We start from the raw sequence: 19037 nt of genomic DNA, 5'->3' as shown, positions 1-19037 counted from the left end.
GCCATTGCCGAACAATGCTCTGCAAGTGGCCCAAACTGGGCGTGAATGTCTGATGTTCGCAGTTCAGCAAACCATCAGCACACTGCCAGCGAACTGGGAGGCTTACCGGGTTTCCTTTGGCGGATCAAATCGGGAACTCGGCTGTTTCTGTTCCGACTCCGAACGTATGTCCGATCGTTATATTCGAGTTCGATGTAAGGATCAATTCACCACATAGGATCTGCCGATGACATGCGGGAATCCGGACTCGCCCCGCTCACGCGCCGCGTACCCTGGAGGGAAGCCTCGACAAAGCTGAATGAAGTGCTGCGCTCTCCGAGCGCGCCCGGCCATGCATGTCAAGCGACCAGGGTCCCCGGCGACTAAACCCTCTCTCGCCCATTTCAGCGCCGCACCCCTCAGTAACAGCCCCTCCTGGAGCGATATTTCGTGTCCGTTGGCCGATCCCCCCTCTCTGCTGCCGTCCGCCTTTCGGCCGATTGGGCGCGCCGCCGCTGGTTGTCCGGCGGTGTGCGGCCCGAATTCGAGCCGCAGGAGCCGGACCGCCCTGCGCAGCAGCGCGAGGTATCGGCACTGGAGCGGCTGGAGCGGGCACGGTATGCGCGTGAGGAGGAACTGCTCGCCTCACTACCCGGTATCGCCCGGTTTCGGGGCCACGTCGCCGAGTCGCGTCGACACTTGCTGCCCGGTGCCCGTCGGGACGGCAATCTGGCTGAGGTGGCTGATGCGTTGGCAGCGGGCGGCATCGCGCACGGCATCGTCCCCGACCGGCACCCGCGACACCGGCTGGCGATCGCCCCGGGCGACCGGGCGGCGGTGCTGAAGGCCCTCGCCACTGCCTTCGCCGGGCATGCGGTCTACACCGACCTGCTGGAGCACGGCCGTACTCTCGGTACCGTGTTGGCTGAGCAACTGCCCGCCGCCGTCGCCGAACTGGAGACTTTCCCGGCCTCGGAGGGGAACGGCCCCGGCCGGGAGGCGGCCGGAGGCGGCGAGCCGACGGTGCCGGCGGACCGGGTGAAGGGCATACGGATCTATCGGCCGGCCGTGATCGACACCGTGCTGTACGGACCCGAGGTCGGCTGCGACGTCGAGTTCTGGGACTCCGCCGCACCCTCGGAGGGCGCGATCGCCTCGATCGACGAGACACCGTTCGGCTGGTGGGTGCCCTCGCTGGAGGCCACCGCGACCACGACTGTCGCCGGCCGCACCTACCCGCTGCTGGACGTCTTCGCCACCGCCCTGCCCGACCAGGTCCGCTTCCCGATCGACGCCGTGATCACCTGGGTCGACGACGGCGACCCCGCCTGGCAGGAACGCCGCGCCGCCGCTCGCGCCCGGCTGGACGGCGCGGCCGCGCCGATCGCGCCGGAGGACGGCGTCGCCGCCAGCGGCATCGCGGGCGACGCCGACCAGCGCTTCCGCAACCGTGACGAGCTGCGGTACTGCCTGCGCGCGCTCGCCTCGCACGCTCCGTGGATCCGCCGGACCTTCCTGGTCACCGACGACCAGGTGCCGCACTGGCTGGACACCACGCAACCGGGCCTGACCGTGGTCTCGCACCGCCAGCTGTTCGCCGGCACCGACGCCGGACCGGTGTTCAACTCCCACGCCATCGAAACGCGGCTGCACCTGATCCCAGGGCTCGCCGAGCACTTCCTGTACCTCAACGACGACATGTTCCTCGGTCGCGCACTGGTGCCCGAAGACTTCTTCCTCGGCAACGGAATGCCCCGGTACTTCCCCGACAGCCGGATCATCCCGCCCGGCGAGGCCGAGCCCGGAGAATCGGTCTACGTCGCCGCCCAGAAGAACACCCGAGCCGCCCTGGTCGCCGCCGTCGGACGAACCTACCCGCGCACACTCAAGCATGCGCCGTACCCACTGTGCCGGAGCGTGCTGGCGGAGAGTGCGGAGCGGTTCGCCGCCGAACTCCACGGCACCGTCCGCTCGCCGTTCCGCTCGGCCACCGACCTCGCGCCGGTCACCCTGGCCGTCCACTACGCCCATGCCACCGCCCGCTCGGTGGAGGGGTACCTTTGTGACGGTTACTTCGTCACCGACAGTGCCGAGGACCTCGCCCGGCTCACGGCGCTGCACGAGGAGCGCTGGGCGGACTGCTTCTGTCTGGCCGACGGTACCCACGACCTCCTGTCCCCCGCGGAACAGGAGGAGGCCATCACCGGCTTCCTGAAGGCGTACTTCCCCGTTCCCTCGTCCTTCGAGTAGGCCGACGCGCAAGAGGCGCCTCGGAGGATGCCGGTGACCACTCCGGACGACGCCGAGGCCGGCGCCGAGACGTCCGAGAGCGCCGTGACCGACACCGGCACCGTGGTTTCCCGCGACGAGGAGGGCAAGCCGGACCTCTCCAGCCTGCTGCGGAAACTACCTTGTGCTACAGCCGAGTTCGAGCATCCGGTCGACCACCCGTCGGGCCGCGCCGCCGTCGTCCAGCGCGCAGTGCTCGGCCCGGAAGCGCCGGTAGCGCCCGGCGTACCCGGGCGGCAGGTCGGCGCCGCTGTCGGCGAGTTCGCGCAGCGCGCCGAGCAGTTCGGCCGAGGTCGGCACCAGCGGGCCGGGGGCGTTCGGCTCGAAGTCGAAGTAGAAGCCGCGCAGGGTGTCGCGGTAGTGCTCCAGGTCGTAGGCGAAGAAGTAGATCGGGCGGCCGGTGATCGCGAAGTCGAACATGATCGACGAGTAGTCGGTCACCAGGACGTCCGCGACCAGCAGCAGGTCTTGCGGGTCGGGGTAGTCCCCGCAGTCGTACAGGAAGCCGTCGCCGGCGCCCGGCAGCGGGTCGCGCACGTGCGAGTGCGGGCGGACCAGCAGTACGTGGTCCTCGCCGAGCAGCCGGCGGGCGCGGTCGAGCTCCAGTCGCAGGTCGAGCCGGAAGCCCTCGCCGTCGCCGCGCCGCTGGTCCTCGCGCCAGGTCGGCGCGTACAGCACGATCCGCTTGCCCTCCGGCACGCCGAGCCGGCGGCGCACGGCCGCGGCGGTGCACGGGTCGGCCCGGGCCAGCACGTCGCCGCGCGGGTAGCCGGACTCCAGCAGCTCCCCGTCGTAGCGGAAGGCGCGCCGCAGGATCGGGGTGGCGAACGGGCTGGGGGAGAGCAGCAGGCTCCAGTGGGGGGTCTCCCGGTCGAGTGCCTCCAGGTAGCCGTGGTCGGCCAGCCAGGGGTGGTCGACGTCGTGGGCGATCCGCTTCAGCGGCGAGCCGTGCCAGGTCTGCACCACGACCTGGCCCTCGCGGCGCTCCAGGAAGTCCGGGAAGTGGGTGTTGCCGACCAGGTACCGGCAGGTGGCCAGTGCGCGGTACCACTCCGGGCTCCAGACGCGCACCGGGCGGACCCCGGGCGGCAGCTCGGCCTGGCCGTCGTCGACCACCCACAGGTGCTCCAACTGTGCGCCTCGGCGAGCGAGTTCGGCGTGCATCGCGCGCGGGGAGTCGGCGTAGCCGCGGCCGCCGAACACGTCGTACAGCACCGCCTCACGCAGCGGCTCGCGGCGGGCGGCGGGGTAGTGCTCGGTGCGCAGCCGGGCCTGCGTCCAGGCGCTGCGCTCGGTGGCGTCGAGCACCGGGGTGGAGTCCACCAGCAGGGTGTCGTGCCAGCGGTGCTGCAGCAGCACCTGCTTGCCGTCGATCGCGGCGGTGGCGGGCAGCGCGGGCAGCGCGCCGGGGGCGGCGAGCAGCGGGCGGGCCGGGCCGGAGCGGTCGGCCGGCTCCAGCGCGGTCTCCCAGACGCCCTTGCGCAGCGGCAGCACGGCGCCGTCCGCGCTTGTGCGGGTGGCGGGCACCCGCACCCGGAAGCGGCCGCCCGGCTCGGGCTCCACCGAGGTGCGGACCTCGCCCGCGGTGCCGGTGTGCCGCAGCACCAGCTCCAGCCGGTCGGCGGCCGGGTCCGGGCAGTGGCCGGTCAGCTCGAAGCCGCCGAAGTGGACGGTGATCCGGTCGACCAGGCCGGCCGCCGGCTGGACGCAGACCTGGAGCCGGCCGTCGGCGAGGTGCTTGAGGTAGAGCACCCGGTCCGCCGAGTCCGGCAGCGGGTACTGGCCGGCCACCGGGCCGCCGCGCTCGTCCAGGCAGAGCTGCTCGGTGCTGCCGTCGGGGCGCAGCAGTTCGGCGTCCCAGTGCTCCAGCCGGCCGCGGCCGCGCCCGTCGGCGGTGAGCGGGCGGTACGGAAGGCCGACGGTGAAGGTGTTGCCGGCGCGGCCGAGCGGTTGTTCGAGCACCGCGTCGCTCTGCCGGTGGCGCAGCCGCAGTACGGTGCCGGCGGGGCAGCGGTCGGCGGTGCCGCCCAGTTCGACGCCGTCGGCGGTGGGGGTGGCGCGGTTGATCCGGACGCCCGGGCGCTCCAGTCGCAGGTGCAGCCGGTCGTCCTCGAAGAAGGGCTGGAGGCGGACGTCGTGGTCCACCCAGCGGGCCGGCGGGTATTCGCCCGATCCGCACCAGTGGGGGGCGAGGGTGCCGTACTGGCGCCGCAGCCGGGTGAGGCGGGGGCGGGTGAAGAGGGTGGCCTCGATCCGCCAGTCGCCGAGCAGCCAGTGGCGGTCGGGGCGTAGTCGGCCGGGCTCGATGAGGGCGGTGAAGCCGGACCAGTCGTGGTTGTACTCGGGCTGGGCGCTGTCGTCGGTGACCTCGGGCATCCTGCGGGGTCGGGAGCGCAGGTGGACGGGCGGCCGGGCCTCGTCCTGGTGGCGCAGGGTCAGCCAGGTCCAGGCCGAGCCGGGGCGGCCGGTGTCCAGGTCCAGCGGACGGCCGAAGCCGGTGAGCTCCAGGCCGCGGCCGCGCCAGCGGGCGCGCAGCAGGCCGAAGGCCGCGTCCTCGTCGACGGCGGGCCGGTCGGCGGGCACCCCGCGGACGGCGTGCGGCAGGACGAGCCGGGTGAGCACGGGCATGACGAGAGGCCCTTCCGGGGACGGGATCCCGGCCGTGGCGGTGGACCGGGACGAACGCCGAACCGATAACGAAAGGTCCGGGGCCGAATCGACATCCGTGCCGGAATGTCACCCGAGGTCTGTCGTGTTGTCCGTCGAAAATTCCTCAGGAATTCGTTGGTGAAACGTGAGTTCGACCGTGCCGTGGGTGAATCGGGGGAATTCCCCCAGGTGATTCCCAGGAAAAAGCGAGGCGCCCGACGCGGATCGCGTCGGGCGCCTCGGCAGGGGCGTGGGAGCGCTACTCCTTGCGGAGCATCGCGTCGACCACCCGGGCGGCGGCCTTGCCGTCGTCCAGGTCGCAGTACGCCTCGCGGAACGCGGCCGCCTTGTCGGCGTGCTCGGCCGCGACCTCGTCCACCCGGCCGAGGGCGGCGACCAGCTCCTCGGAGGTGGCCAGCAGCGGACCGGGTGCCTCGGCCTCGAAGTCCAGGCTGAAGCCGCGCAGGTTGTCCCGGTAGTGCTCCAGGTCGTGGGTGAAGAAGAGCATCGGCTTGCCGGTGACGGCGAAGTCGAACACGCTCGCCGAGTAGTCGGTGACCAGCACGTCCGCGATCAGCAGCAGCTCCGCCATGTCGGGGTAGCTGCCCACGTCCCAGATGTAGCCGTTGCCGGCGCCCGGGATCTGACCGCACATCATGTTGTGCCGGCGCACCAGCAGGACCTGGTCGTCGCCGAGCGCGGCCTTGGCCGCCGCCAGGTCGATCCGCAGGTCGATCTGGTAGCCGCCGTTGGGCCGGCGCCGGTCCTCGCGCCAGGTCGGCGCGTACAGCACGACCTTCTTGCCCTCGGGCAGACCGAGCCGTTCGCGAACCTGTTCGGCCGTCTTCTCCCGGTCGGCCGCGAACAGCAGGTCGTTGCGGGGCGAACCGCTCTCCAGGATCTCGCCCTGGTAATCGAACGCGCGCCGCAGCACCGGGGCCGACCAGGTGTTCCCGGCGACCAGCAGGCTCCAGTTCGGGATCTCGCGGGCCAGGCCCTTGAGGTAGTTGGAGTCGGTGAACCAGACCTTCTCGAAGTCGAAGCCGACCTGCTTCAGCGGGGTGCCCTGCCAGGCCTGCAGGACCACCTGGCCGGGGCGGCGGACGAAGAAGTCGGGCAGGTGGGTGCTGGTGACGACGTACTTGGCGGTCGCCAGCGCCTCGAACCACTCCGGGCTCCAGAGCCGGATCGGGGCCGCCGACTGCGGCAGGTCGGCCTGCATGTCGTCGGTGCCCCACAGGTGCTCCAGCGGCAGGCCGCGGCGGACCAGCTCCTCGTGGATCGCCCGCGGCGAGTCGGCGTACATGCTGCCGTTGCCGGCGTTGTACAGCACCGTGTCGCGCACCGGCAGCCGACGGGCGGCCGGGTAGTCGACGGTGCGCAGCTGGCGCTGGCGGTGGCCGGACCGCTCCTCGGGCAGCAGCACCGAGTGCGACTCCAGCGACAGGCCGTCGTGGTGGCGCCGCTCCAGCACGATGCGCTTGCCGCGGGACTCCACCTCCAGCGGCAGGGTGTCGAAGCAGTCCGGGGTGATCAGCGCGCAGGAGTCCGGGAGCTCCTCGACCGGCGCACCCACCGGGCGGAAGAAGACGTTCCAGGTGCCCTTGGCGAGCGGCACCCGGCCGGCGAAGCTGGCGGTCGGCACGGTGGGCAGCGCGGTGCGGAACCGGCCGTCCGCGATCTCCACCGGGTAGACGTGCTCCTCCTCGCGCCAGTTGTGCCGGACCACCAGCTCCCAGCGGTGCGCGCCGGGCAGCGGGAACGAGCCGCTGAGCAGGAAGCCGTCGGCGCCGCGCGCGGACACCTCGTCCACCAGCGGCTGCAGCAGCTGGTCGGAGAGCTGCAGGAAGCCGCTGGGGGAGGGCTTCGAGTACAGCTCCCGGCGCAGGTCGGCCGGGGCCTCGGGGTTCAGCGGCAGGTGCAGCTGCTCCGGCGCGTTGCGCTCGTCCCAGGCCAGCATGACGACGTTGCCGTCGGCGAGCAGCAGCGAGGTGTCCCAGCGGTCGCGGCTGCGGTCGGCGGCCACCGGGTCCAGCTCGGCCCAGGCCTCGCGGACGGCGGTCAGCTCGGCCACCGGGAAGGAGGCGGTGAAGGGCTGCAGCGAGCCGACCGGCGCACCCAGCTCCAGCGGGAAGGTCAGCTCGCGGTCCGACTCGACGTGGGTGAGCCGCAGCCGGGCCCCGGCGAAGCTCAGGCCGGAGCGGGCCGCGCCCGAGACCTCCACCCGGCCGCCCTGCGCGGCCAGGCCGGTCACCCGGGCCTTGACCGTCTCCACCTTCAGGTAGACGAAGTTGTCCCGGATCCACGGCACGATCCGCACGTCCGGCTCGACCCAGTGCGCCGGAATGTACTGCGCCGTGTCGCTCCAGCCGGCCGAGACCCGGCCCTTGTACACCCCGCCCTTGCCCGCGCCGGCCACCAGGACGCGCCAGTGGCCGTCCTTCCACTGGCCGCGGTGCTTGAGCTTCTTCGGGTCGATGGCGACGTTGAAGCCGGACCAGTCGCAGCTGTACAGGTCGTGGCTGCAGCTCGCGGTGGCCTCGGGGCTGTACGTGGTCTTCATCGGCACCGCGATCACCCGGCGGCCCTTGGTCTCGCGCAGCACCAGGGTGCGGACCATGTCGTGCTTGTTCGCCGCGCCCAGCTGCTCGGGGTACGCGTGCCCGATCAGCTGCAGCTTCCCGCCCACCCAGGAGGTCTCGTACAGCCGGCTGCGCATGACCAGCGAGTTGTCCAGCTTGAGCACGCTCGACGGCACGCTCTTGCGCCCGCCGCGCAGGAACGGGTAGTCGGCGTACGGGCGCAGCAGACCGCGGGCCTGGACACCGCCGTTGCTCTCGCCCTCGTACTTGATCTGCTCGACGAACTCGTCGATGCGGCCCTGCAAGGTCAGGTGGTACTTCAGCCGCAGCGGCGCGCGCAGCTTGCGGACCTGCTCGGGGCCGATCGCCCGGAGCAGCCGGCTGACGTGGGTCATGTAGGCGTCCCGGTACTCCTTGTCGCCGTCCACGACGGACCAGAAGAACATCGGGATCTCCTCGACGAGGGTGTTCTCGTCGTAGGTGCGCAGGTACTGCGCGAAGCGCGGCTCGGTCTGCTTCTTCAGCCAGCCGCGGACCAGCTCGACCGAGGCGACCCGGTCGATCAGGCCCTTGGGGTTGGTGCGCATCTGCGTGATCGACATCTCGCCGACCTCGCGCTCGCGCCAGTGGTAGATCGGCTCGGAGAGCACGTCCACGCTCTTGGCCAGGTAGTGGTGCGGCACGCTGACCGGCGCGTCCTCGTACAGGATGCCCTCGGGGTACAGCAGCCCGGCCGCGTCGAAGAACGAGCGGCGGTACACCTTGTTCCACGCGGTGCGGTCGGTGACCAGCGCCGGGATCTCGGTGATGTGGGTCTTGAGCCTGGTCTCCTTGAACGGCTTCACGTGGCCGCCGGACTGGTAGTAGCCCACCGCACGGAAGCGCAGCACGTTGCCGGTGGCGAAGTCCGAGCCGGTCTCGTCCAGCGTGTTGATCATCAGCTCGTACGCGCTGGGCGGCATCGAGTCGTCGCTGTCCACGAAGCACAGGAACTCGGCGTCCGGGTCGATGTGCCGGATGCCGGTGTTGCGGGCCGCGCCGAGGCCCTTGTTCACCTGGCGGACCAGCCGGAACCGCGAGTCCTTGGCCGCGTACGCCTCGGCGAGGGCCGCGCTGTCGTCCTTCGAACCGTCGTCGACCATGACGCACTCGAAGTCCGTGAAGGTCTGGGCGGCGATCGAGTCGAGGCATTCGACGAGATAGCGCTCGACGTTGTAGATCGGAACGACGATGGAGAGGCGGGGAGCCATCGGCTACGCAGGCCTTTCTCGGTTAGGAGCGTGGCAGCCCGGTGGGGGCCTGACCGCACTTTGAATCGGTGCGTACGTGCGCCTCGATCCTACCTCCGGGCTCCGGAGCCTCCCCAGGCCACTACGCTGGGCGCCGTGCCCCGCTTCAGCGTGATCGTCCCCGTGTACCAGGTCCAGGACTACCTCGCCGAGTGCCTCGACTCGGTCCTCGGCCAGGCCGGTCCCGACTTCGAGCTGATCGCGGTGGACGACCGCTCCCCGGACGGCTGCGGCGCGATGCTGGACGAAGCGGCCGCCGCCGACCCCCGTGTGCGGGTGCTGCACCTGCCGGAGAACGTCGGCCTCGGCCGGGCCCGCAACGCCGGCCTGGAGGTCGCCACCGGCGACTACGTGGTCTTCCTGGACAGCGACGACACCCTCACCCCCGGCCTGCTGAAGGCCGTCGACGACCGCCTCGCCGCCACCGGGGACCCGGACGTCCTGGTCTACGACTACGCCCGCACCTACGCCGACGGCCGGATCACCCGGGCCGCCTCCGGCCACGTCTTCGGCGCCGCCTCCCCGGACGTCTTCGACCTCGCCGCCCGCCCCGACCTGCTCGACCTGCTCCAGGTCGTCTGGAACAAGGCCTACCGCCGCGGCTTCGTCACCGAGCAGCAGCTGGTCTTCCCGGCCGGCTACTACGAGGACACCCCCTGGACGTACCCGGCGCTGCTCGCCGCCGCCAGCATCACCCTGCTCGACCAGGTCGGCGTGCACTACCGCCAGCGCCAGGAGGGCGGCAACATCCTGGCCACCGCCAGCCGCAAGCACTTCGACGTGTTCGCCCAGTACGACCTGGTCTTCGCCTTCCTCGACCGCCGCCCCGACCTGGACCGCTGGCGCCCGGTCGTCTACGGGAAGATGCTGCACCACCTCAACACCGTGGTCGCCAAGCCCGGCCGGGTCCCCTCCGGCGACCGCCGCGAGTACTTCCGCCGCGCTGCCGCGCACTGCGCCCGGCTGCGCCCGGACGGCTACCGCCCGCCGGCCGGCGTGGAGGGCGTGCGCACCGAACTGCTCAGCCACGGCCGCTACGGCGCCTACCAGGCCGTACGCGCCCTCGCCCGGGCCCGCCGACTCGTCAAGCGCTGAGCCGGGTGCCCCGGCGCCGCCCCGCGGGCGCGCGTTCGCGGACGCGCCCTGGTCCGGCGCCTGACGGCCATTCGGGGGACGGGCCGGTATAACCGGTCGGGTGGACTTCCTGACTCGCCTTCCGGTCCTCGGCCCCCTGGTGGCCCGGGTGCTGCGCAGCCGCCCGTACCGGGTGTACGAGTACTTCACCGCGGCCCGCGGCAACCGGCTGGCCGGGGCCGTCACCTTCTTCGGCTTCCTCGCCCTCTTCCCGCTGCTCACGGTGGGCCTGGCGATCGCCGTCGCGACGCTCAACGGCAGCCAGGTGGCCGACCTGCAGAAGCGCATCTCCGACCAGCTGCCGGGCCTCTCGGACGCGCTCAACCTGCCGTCCCTGGTGGCCAACGCGGGCACCGTCGGGCTGGTCGGCGGGGCGCTGCTGCTGGTCTCCGGCCTCGGCTGGGTGAACACCATGCGCACCTCGATCCGGGACCTCTGGCAGCTGCCCGAGGAGAACGGCAACCTGGTGCTGCGCAAGGCCTGGGACATCGCGGTGCTGGCCGGCCTCGGCCTGGTGTCGCTGTTCTCGCTGGCCGCCTCCGCCGCCGGGACGACGCTCGCCGGGCGGATCGCCGAGGACATCGGCCTCGGCAGCGGCTACCTGCTCACCTGGGTCGGCGTGCTGATCGCCATAGCGTCCGACACCCTGCTCTTCGCCTACCTGCTGGCGCCCTTCCCCGGGATCACCGGCCAGCGCCGCCGGGACCTGCTGATCGGCGCGCTGATCGGCTCGGTCGGCTTCGAGCTGCTGAAGCTGCTGCTCGCCTCCTACATCGGCTCGGTCGCCGGGCGGAGCCTGTACGGGGCCTTCGCCACGCCGGTGGCGCTGCTGCTGTGGATCAACTTCGTCTGCCGGCTGCTGATGTACTGCGTCGCCTGGACGGCGACGGCCGACCCGGAGGCCGTCCGGGAGCGGACCAGGGCGCACGGCCGGGCGCTGCTGGCGGCGGCCGACGAGATGGAAGCGGCCCGGCCTCCCACGTGAGGCCGGGCCGGGGTGGGGCGATCCTCAGCCGTTCGGGGGCTAGGCCGTCCGGCGCCGCAGAACCACCAGGGCCCACCCGCCCACCACGGCCCCGGCCGCGACGACCGCGAGCCAGCCACCGGCGCTGATCCAGTCGTTCCCGTCATCCGATGCGGCCGATGCCGCCGGGGCGGGCGGTGACTGCGGCGGCGGCTCGGACAGCGCGGAGGACTCGCCCGCCTGGCCGGTCGGCTCGGCGGCGCCGGCCGACAGCTCGTCCGCCAGCCGGCCCACAGGCTGGACCTTGCCGGCCGCTGAGAAGCCCCAGTCCAGCAGTTCGGCCGTCTCGTCGTAGACCTTCTGGTACGACGCGGGGTGCATCACCGTCACCAGCAGCGTGCGGCCGTTCCGCTCGGCGGCGCCCACGAAGGTCGAGCCGGCATTGGTGGTGGTGCCGTTCTTCACGCCGATCAGGCCGGGGTACTTGCCCAGCAGCCGGTCGGTGTTGGCGATCCCGAAGCTGCCGCGCTGGCCGGTGTTGCGGTCCACCGCGCCCGGGAACATCGCGGACCGGGTCGCGCAGTACGTCCGGAAGTCGGGGTTGCGTAGCCCGGCCCGGGCGAACAGCGTCAGGTCGTAGGCCGAGGAGACCTGGCCGTCCATGTCGTAGCCGTCCGGGGAGATCACCTTGGTGTCCCGCGCCTGGAGGGCGTCCGCGCGCGCCTGCATGTCGGCGACGGTCCGCTGGATGCCGCCGTTCATGTGCGCGAGGACGTGCACGGCGTCGTTGCCCGAGCTGAGGAACACCCCGCGCCACAGGTCCTCGACGCGGTACTCCAGGTTTTCCTTGATCCCCACCAGGCTGCTGCCGGGTCCGATCCCCTGGATCTCCTCGTCCGCGACCTTGTGCACGGCGTTGCGGTCGAACCTGGGCAGCACGGTGTCGGCGAAGAGGATTTTCAGAGTGCTGGCCGGCGGCAGCCGCAGATGGGAGTTGTACGCCGCCAACACGTCCCCGGTGGCGGCGTCGGAGACTATCCAGGACTGACCGGTCAGATCCCCCGGCAGCGCCGGCGCGCCGGCCAGCGGCGAGACCTGGACCCCGGACTGGCCGAGCCGAGCGCCCCCGATCACGGTCGACGGGGCCGGCTCGGACGGGGCCGCGACCGCCCCCGGGGCGGCGAGCAGCGCGGGGAGGACGGCGGTGGCGGCGACGAGCCGGTGCGCGAGCTTTCGATGGCGTGCAGTCACCCGCAGACCGTACCCACTCGGCGTCACCGCCGTTCGCCACGCCGCACCGGTCGTCCGTTCGAGGGCCCCGCCGTACGCCGATCGGCGGTCCACGCATACTGGGGAGGCATACACCGCCTTCACACCCCCGGCGAGGACCACCCCATGAAGCTCAGCCGCCGCACCTCCTGGTTCCTGACCGCCTTCGGCGTCTGGTCGATCATCATCTGGACCACCTTCGTCAAGAATCTGTGGAAGGACTCCGGCGGCCAGGCCTTCGTGAACGGCGACCACTCCCGGCCCACCGCCTTCTTCTGGGTGCACCTGTTGCTCGCCATCACCTCCTTCGTGCTCGGCATCGCCGTCGGCGCCGTCGGCGTGCGCGGTCTGCGCGCGACCCGGCGCACCCCAGCCGTGGACTGAATTCCCCGTTGCCGCTGTCGGTCCCCACTGGCAAGATCCTCACGGCTCTCACGCGCGTACCGGACGCGCTGATCACAAGGGGTGGGGATCTCCATGAACCTTTCGCGTGCCCGCAGACTCGGCGGGGTCACCGTGGCGGCGGTGGCCGCCGGACTGCTCGCCCCGACGGCGGCCGTGGCCGACACCGCCCCGGCCGTCCTCGGCACCAGCCAGGGCACCGACTACCGGACCGCCGCCTGCGACTCGACCGGCGACCCGACCTGGATCGGGCTGACCATGAACGGCCCGACGCTCAGCGCCAAGGTCACCGGGGACACCGTCAAGTTCGGCGTCTGGGACGTGACCGCGGGCGCCGAGGACCCGGTGTTCACCGGCCAGGCCCAGACGTACGGCCAGCCCTCCGCCTCGCTCAACGTGCCCAAGCTGGTGGACGGGCACAGCTACGCCTGGCACGCCTGGGCGCTGCAGGGCACCCAGACCTCCGCCCCGTCGGCGGACTGCCACTTCACCGTGGACACCACCAGCCCGACCGTCACGGTCTCCTCGACCGACTTCCCGGCGAGCGGCACCGCCACCAAGTACGCGGGCCAGACGGGGACCTTCGTCCTCAAGGGGGCCGACCCGGTCCCCGCGGGCGGAGAGTCCTCCGGCGTCGCCTGCTTCCAGTACGGCTGGACCTACGCCGGAAGCGACTGCAACTCGCCGGGGGCCGTCGAGCCGGATGCCGACGGTACGGCGAAGATCGACCTCAAGGTCCCGCAGTGGGGTACCAACAACCTCGTCGTCAACGTGATCGACAGTGCGGGCAACGTCGGCCGGACGACCTACACCTTCTACGCCCCGTCGAACCCCAACCCGCCGAAGACCCTCGGCGACGTGGACGGCGACGGCATTCCGGACGTCCTGCTGCCGGACTCCGTCGGCAACCTCCAGATCATCAGCGGCAACTCGGGCGACACCACCCCGTCCGCCACGATCCGTGCCGTCGTGTCGCCGAACCAGAGCTCCTGGACCAACGTCCAGGTGGCCCACCGCGGTTGGGACGCCAACGCGCACGCGCCGATGGACGACCTGCTGATGCACCCGAGCGGCTCGCCGGCGCTGTACTTCTACAGCAACCAGGACTACGCCTCGTTCACCCGCAGCGTGATGCCGATCTCCCGGCCGACCAGCTGCCAGGACGCCGCAGGCACGGCCACCGCCTGCCCGGCCGGCTTCGCCGCCGACTGGCACAAGGCCGACCAGATCGCCCTGATCGGCTCGCTGGACACCCGGATGGTCTCGTCCCTCATGACCGTCGAGGACGGCAACCTCTGGCTGTTCGCCAACCCCGGCTTCTCCTACCGGCTGCGCACCGCCCGGCAGCTCACCACCAACGGCGCCTGGGCCGGCTACGACCTGATCGCCCCGGGCCCGGACTCGGCCGGCAACCTCACCCTCTGGGCGCGCGAGCGGGCCACCGGTGACCTGCACGCCTACCCGATCGCGAAGAAGGCCGACGGCAGCTACGACTTCTCCGCCCTCGCCGACCCGAAGGCGAACGTCGTCGCGAGTGGCTTCACCGTGGACAAGTACCCGACGCTCGGCAGCTCGGGCGACGTGGACGGCGACGGCCAGCCCGACCTGTGGGCCGTCACGGCCGACCGGCACCTGGTGTACTTCAGCGGCTGGAGCGACCCGACCGACGTCGGCGCGCTGCGCTGACCCAACGGCGAAGGCCCCCGTCCGATCGGAGGATCGGACGGGGGCCTTCGCGTTCGTCAGGCGGGGATCAGAAGCGGCGGGTGACCAGCGCCCGCTTCACTTCCTGGATCGCCTTGGTGACCTCGATGCCACGCGGGCAGGCCTCGGAGCAGTTGAAGGTGGTGCGGCAGCGCCACACGCCCTCACGGTCGTTGAGGATCTCCAGGCGCTGCTCGGCACCCTCGTCCCGCGAGTCGAAGATGAAGCGGTGCGCGTTGACGATGGCGGCCGGGCCGAAGTACTGGCCGTCGTTCCAGAACACCGGGCAGGACGACGTGCACGCGGCGCACAGGATGCACTTGGTGGTGTCGTCGAAGCGCTCGCGGTCCTCGGCGGACTGCAGGCGCTCGCGGGTCGGGTCGTTCCCCTTGGTGATGAGGAACGGCATGACGTCCTTGTACGCCTGGAAGAACGGGTCCATGTCCACGACCAGGTCCTTGAGGACCGTCAGGCCCTTGATGGCCTCGATCGTGATCGGCTTCTCCGGGTTGACGTCCTTGATCAGGGTCTTGCACGCCAGCCGGTTGCGGCCGTTGATCCGCATGGCGTCGGAGCCGCAGATGCCGTGCGCGCAGGAACGGCGGTAGGTGAGGGTGCCGTCCTGCTCCCACTTGATCTTGTTGAGCGCGTCCAGGACGCGCTCCTTCGGGTCCATCGTCAGCTGGTAGTCCACCCACACCGGGTCCGGGTGCTCTTCCGGGTTGAACCGGCGGATCCGGAAGGTGACGGTGATCAGCTTGGTGACACCGGCCTCGGCCGCGTCCAGAGCGGCCGAGTGCTCCACGGTCGGAGTGCTCATCAGTACTTACGCTCCATCGGCTGGTAGCGGGTCTGCACGACCGGCTTGTAGTCGAGGCGGATGGAGGTGCTGCCGTCGGCGGCGACCTCCTGGTACGCCATGGTGTGCTGCATGAACTTCACGTCGTCACGGGTCGGGAAGTCCTCGCGGTAGTGACCGCCGCGGGACTCCTCGCGGGCCAGCGCGGAGACGGCCAGCACCTCGGCCAGGTCGAGCAGGTTGCCCAGCTCGATCGCCTCCAGCAGGTCCGTGTTGTAACGGAAGCCCTTGTCCTGGATGGAGATGTTCTTGTAGCGCTCCTTCAGCGCGGCGATGTCCTCGACCGCCTGCTTCAGGGTGGCGCCGGTGCGGTAGACCATCGCGTTGGCGTCCATGGTCTCCTGCAGGGCCGTGCGGATCTGCCCCACGGACTCGGTGCCGGTCGACTCGCGCAGCTTGTCGACCATGTCCTGGACCAGCTCTTCCGGGTTCTCCGGCAGCGGGACGAACTCGTTCGCGTTGGCGTAGTCGGCGGCGGCGATGCCCGCGCGACGGCCGAACACGTTGATGTCCAGCAGCGAGTTGGTGCCCAGGCGGTTGGCGCCGTGGACGGACACGCAGGCGACCTCGCCGGCCGCGTACAGGCCCGGGACGACGTCGGTGTTGTTGCTCAGGACCTCACCCTCGACGTTGGTCGGGATGCCGCCCATGGCGTAGTGCGCGGTGGGCTGGATCGGGATCGGGTCCGTGTAGGGCTCGATGCCGAGGTAGGTGCGCGCGAACTCGGTGATGTCCGGGAGCTTGGCGTCCAGCTGCTCCGGCGGCAGGTGGGTCAGGTCCAGGTAGACGTGGTCGCCGTCCGGACCGCAGCCGCGGCCCTCGCGGATCTCGGTGTAGATCGCGCGGGAGCAGACGTCACGGGACGCGAGGTCCTTCATGACCGGGGCGTAGCGCTCCATGAAGCGCTCGCCGTCCTTGTTGCGCAGGATGCCGCCCTCGCCGCGGGCACCCTCGGTGAGCAGGATGCCCATGCGCCAGATGCCGGTCGGGTGGAACTGGAAGAACTCCATGTCCTCCAGCGGCAGGCCGCGGCGGTAGGCCACCGCCTGGCCGTCACCGGTGAGGGTGTGGGCGTTCGAGGAGACCTTGAACATCTTGCCGGTGCCGCCGGAGGCGAACACGACCGCCTTGGCCTGGAAGACGTGGATCTCGCCGGTGGCCAGCTCGTAGGCGACGACGCCGGCCGTCTTGCCCTCGTTGATCAGCAGGTCGAGGACGTAGAACTCGTTGAAGAACTCGACGCCGTGCTTGACGCAGTTCTGGAACAGCGTCTGGAGGATCATGTGGCCGGTGCGGTCGGCCGCGTAGCACGAGCGGCGGACCGGGGCCTCGCCGTGGTTGCGGGAGTGACCGCCGAAGCGGCGCTGGTCGATCCGGCCCTGCTCGGTACGGGAGAAGGGCAGACCCATCTTCTCCAGGTCGAGGACGGCGTCGATGGCCTCCTTGCACATGATCTCGGCGGCGTCCTGGTCGACCAGGTAGTCACCACCCTTGACCGTGTCGAAGGTGTGCCACTCCCAGTTGTCCTCCTCGACGTTGGCCAGGGCGGCGCACATGCCGCCCTGGGCCGCGCCGGTGTGGGACCGGGTCGGGTAGAGCTTGGTCAGGACCGCGGTGCGGCTGCGCTGCGTGGACTCGATGGCCGCGCGCATGCCGGCGCCGCCGGCGCCGACGATGACGGTGTCGTACTGGTGAATCTGCATGGGGGGTTAACTCGCCTCTGGCCTCTGCCGATGGTCGATGGTGCTCGCGGCTCAGATGTTGGGGTCGAAGGTGAAGATCACCAGGGTGCCGAGCAGCACGGTGAAGACCGTGGCGGTACCCATGAGCCCCTTGAGCCAGAGCCGGGTCGAGTCCTTCTCGGCGTAGTCGTTGATGACCTGACGCATGCCGTTGGCGCCGTGCAGCATGGCGAGCCAGAGCATCAGGAGGTCCCAGCCCTGCCAGAACGGCGAGGCCCAGCGGCCGGCCACGAAGGCGAAGCCGATCTTGGAGACGCCGCCGTCGAGCACCAGCATGATCAGCAGGTGACCGAGGATCAGCACGACCAGGACGACACCGGACAGGCGCATGAAGAGCCAGGCCAGCATCTCGAAGTTGGTGCGGGTGCGGCGCGGGGTCTTCGCGGTCCGCTTGCGCGGCGGCTCGATGACGAAGGCGTCGGCCGGGTTACCGGTGCCGAGGCCCTTGCCGGTGTGCGCCTGCTTCGACGGGACGACGATCGCGTCGGAGATTTCCGTGGACATCAGTCAGCTCACTTCCCGAACCAGGCGATCAGCGTGTGCTGCAGGATGCCGTAGAACGAGCCGGCCATCAGGACGACCCAGACTCCGACGACGGTCCAGAGCATCTGCTTCTGGTACTTCGGGCCCTTGGACCAGAAGTCCACGGCGACGACGCGCAGGCCGTTGAGCGCGTGGAACAGGATGGCGGCCACCAGGCCGTACTCCATCAGGTTCACGAGCGGAGTCTTGTACGTCTGAATGACGGTGTCGTAGGACTCCGGCGACACTCGCACCAGGGCGGTGTCCAGGACGTGGGCGAACAGGAAGAAGAAGATGAGGACGCCGGTGACTCGATGAGCCACCCAGCTCCACATGCCTTCCCGGCCGCGGTACAGCGTTCCAGCCGGCACGGAAAAACCCTCCGGAAGCGATTGGGGGCTCGGCCGGCTTCGGTGTCGGTCAGCCCGGCCGGGTCGGTCCACCGGCCGCCAGCATCCTATCGACGCCTTGTCGGGAACCGCCTCCGGGGCCCCCAGGTGTGATCAATCAGGCACTTCTGGCCTAGCGCCACGGGAACCGAGGCCGTTTTGGTCACGTTGAGTGATCAGATGGCCGCGTTGCGGTGGCGGGACCCGCCCGCCGACACCCGGTCGAGGCGTTCGTGCCGTTTCGCCCCGCCGATGACGCCCGGTCACGGCGACACCGGGGCGGGCGGCCATGCGGCGGACGGAGCTGGAGAAGCTGTTCGGCCCGTGCGCCTCGTTCACGTCGGCGGCCCCGGCGCCACCGGCCGGGAAGCCGGGCGGGAGCGTGGCCATCCGTACCCGGCGCCGGCCGAGCCGGCAGGGCGCGCCCACGCCCGAGGGAACGGACTCGGCGATCGGATTCACCCTCACGAATGAATCGGGTACCGCCGTGCCGGCTCAGCGTGCCGGACGAGCGGATCGTCCGGCAGCGGGTGGCCGGGCTGCGCGCCGCGCAGGCGAGGGACGCGCAGCCGAAAGACGTTCAGGCGAAGCGCCGGTCCTAGTGCGCCCCTGCCTCGGAGTGGGTGGCGACCAGGTGCTCCAGCCGGGTGAGGGCGATCCGCCGGAGCTCGTCCGCCGAGATCAGCCGCTCCTCGTCCGGGTCGTTGGCCAACCGGGTGCGGATCGAGGAGAGCACGGTGTCGAGCATCTCCTCCGGGTCGACGCCCTCCAGGCAGACCACGAACACGTGGCCGAACCGGGCCTCGTACGCGGCGTGCGCCGCCCGCAGCGCGGTGTGCGCGGCCTGGCTGCCGGGGGCCCGCATGCCGAGCAGCGGCTGCGGCATCCAGCTCTCGTCGGCCAGCGCCTCGGCCAGGTCCGCCGGGCGGAGGTCGTAGGAGGCCTCGCTGGCGGCGGCCAGCAGGGACTCTATGTCGGGGTACGGCCGGTGCGCGGTGAGCCGCAGGGCCCAGCGGTGGCTGCCGCAGCAGGCCAGCAGGGCCTCCTCGGCTGCGCCGGCGTCCGCCTCGTTGAAGCGGTGCAACCCGAGGAGGGTCGGCTCGGTGCTGGCGTCGAGCCGCTGTGGCGGGATGTCGCTGGCCAGCGGGTCCTCCTCGTGAGGGCGGGAAGGTGCCGGTGGAGTGGGGTGGTGAAGCAGGTGGAGTATGGGGCTGCGGGGGGCGCGCGGCGGCGCTCTGGCAGCGCTTCAACGGTAGTTGAGCTG

13 protein-coding genes are annotated in these 19037 nt (G+C 71.0%); 5 read left to right on the top strand and 8 right to left on the bottom strand.

The window, feature by feature from the left end; genetic code table 11:
* The first annotated feature begins 717 nt into the window (after positions 1-717).
* Positions 718-2229 (top strand): stealth conserved region 3 domain-containing protein, encoded by a 1512-nt coding sequence (locus ACIRYZ_RS26580; protein ID WP_402948540.1) that lies wholly within the window; start codon positions 718-720, stop codon positions 2227-2229.
* 156 nt (positions 2230-2385) lie between these two features.
* On the opposite strand, the gene ACIRYZ_RS26575 is transcribed toward ACIRYZ_RS26580, so the two are convergent.
* A complete protein-coding gene (locus tag ACIRYZ_RS26575; protein ID WP_402948538.1) occupies positions 2386-4896 on the bottom strand; it encodes a CDP-glycerol glycerophosphotransferase family protein in 2511 nt (836 codons plus the stop codon).
* A 280-nt stretch (positions 4897-5176) separates the two neighbouring features.
* On the bottom strand, positions 5177-8749 hold the full coding sequence (locus tag ACIRYZ_RS26570; RefSeq protein WP_402948535.1) for a CDP-glycerol glycerophosphotransferase family protein: 3573 nt from the start codon (positions 8747-8749) through the stop codon (positions 5177-5179).
* 135 nt (positions 8750-8884) lie between these two features.
* Here ACIRYZ_RS26570 and ACIRYZ_RS26565 point away from each other — a divergent pair, with 135 nt between their 5' ends.
* Together ACIRYZ_RS26565 and ACIRYZ_RS26560 are read left to right on the top strand one after the other, a co-directional pair.
* On the top strand, positions 8885-9883 hold the full coding sequence (locus tag ACIRYZ_RS26565; RefSeq protein WP_402948534.1) for a glycosyltransferase family 2 protein: 999 nt from the start codon (positions 8885-8887) through the stop codon (positions 9881-9883).
* 100 nt (positions 9884-9983) lie between these two features.
* Positions 9984-10907 (top strand): YihY/virulence factor BrkB family protein, encoded by a 924-nt coding sequence (locus ACIRYZ_RS26560; RefSeq protein ID WP_402948533.1) that lies wholly within the window; start codon positions 9984-9986, stop codon positions 10905-10907.
* Between the two features lie 39 nt (positions 10908-10946).
* On the opposite strand, the gene ACIRYZ_RS26555 is transcribed toward ACIRYZ_RS26560, so the two are convergent.
* Complete coding sequence (locus ACIRYZ_RS26555; protein WP_402948530.1) at positions 10947-12137, bottom strand: D-alanyl-D-alanine carboxypeptidase family protein; 1191 nt, start codon at positions 12135-12137, stop codon at positions 10947-10949.
* A 144-nt stretch (positions 12138-12281) separates the two neighbouring features.
* Between ACIRYZ_RS26555 and ACIRYZ_RS26550 the strand changes: the two genes are divergently transcribed.
* Together ACIRYZ_RS26550 and ACIRYZ_RS26545 are read left to right on the top strand one after the other, a co-directional pair.
* Complete coding sequence (locus ACIRYZ_RS26550) at positions 12282-12539, top strand: SCO4848 family membrane protein (RefSeq protein ID WP_402948528.1); 258 nt, start codon at positions 12282-12284, stop codon at positions 12537-12539.
* Between the two features lie 93 nt (positions 12540-12632).
* Positions 12633-14243 carry a hypothetical protein gene (locus ACIRYZ_RS26545; protein WP_402948525.1) on the top strand — a complete coding sequence of 537 codons (1611 nt, stop codon included), beginning with the start codon at positions 12633-12635 and terminating at the stop codon, positions 14241-14243.
* 67 nt (positions 14244-14310) lie between these two features.
* On the opposite strand, the gene ACIRYZ_RS26540 is transcribed toward ACIRYZ_RS26545, so the two are convergent.
* The 5 genes from ACIRYZ_RS26540 to ACIRYZ_RS26520 all read right to left on the bottom strand — a co-directional run bounded on the left by ACIRYZ_RS26540 (position 14311) and on the right by ACIRYZ_RS26520 (position 18857).
* Positions 14311-15081 carry a succinate dehydrogenase iron-sulfur subunit gene (locus tag ACIRYZ_RS26540; protein ID WP_393025576.1) on the bottom strand — a complete coding sequence of 257 codons (771 nt, stop codon included), beginning with the start codon at positions 15079-15081 and terminating at the stop codon, positions 14311-14313.
* Positions 15081-16823: a succinate dehydrogenase flavoprotein subunit gene (sdhA, locus tag ACIRYZ_RS26535; protein WP_402948522.1), complete on the bottom strand. Its 1743-nt coding sequence runs from the start codon at positions 16821-16823 to the stop codon at positions 15081-15083. The genes ACIRYZ_RS26540 and sdhA overlap by 1 nt, the downstream gene beginning before the upstream one ends.
* 51 nt (positions 16824-16874) lie before the next feature.
* On the bottom strand, positions 16875-17366 hold the full coding sequence (sdhD, locus tag ACIRYZ_RS26530; RefSeq protein WP_363381083.1) for a succinate dehydrogenase, hydrophobic membrane anchor protein: 492 nt from the start codon (positions 17364-17366) through the stop codon (positions 16875-16877).
* 8 nt (positions 17367-17374) lie between these two features.
* Entirely contained in the window at positions 17375-17755 is a 381-nt protein-coding gene (gene sdhC / locus ACIRYZ_RS26525) for a succinate dehydrogenase, cytochrome b556 subunit (RefSeq protein ID WP_350503491.1), read from the bottom strand.
* 616 nt (positions 17756-18371) lie between these two features.
* A complete protein-coding gene (locus ACIRYZ_RS26520) occupies positions 18372-18857 on the bottom strand; it encodes a 2-oxo-4-hydroxy-4-carboxy-5-ureidoimidazoline decarboxylase (protein ID WP_402948518.1) in 486 nt (161 codons plus the stop codon).
* Positions 18858-19037: the final 180 nt, after the last annotated feature.

Source organism: Kitasatospora sp. NPDC101155, assembly GCF_044768305.1.
Classification (GTDB): Bacteria; Actinomycetota; Actinomycetes; order Streptomycetales; family Streptomycetaceae; genus Kitasatospora.
This window is presented reverse-complemented; position numbering and strand designations above follow the sequence as displayed.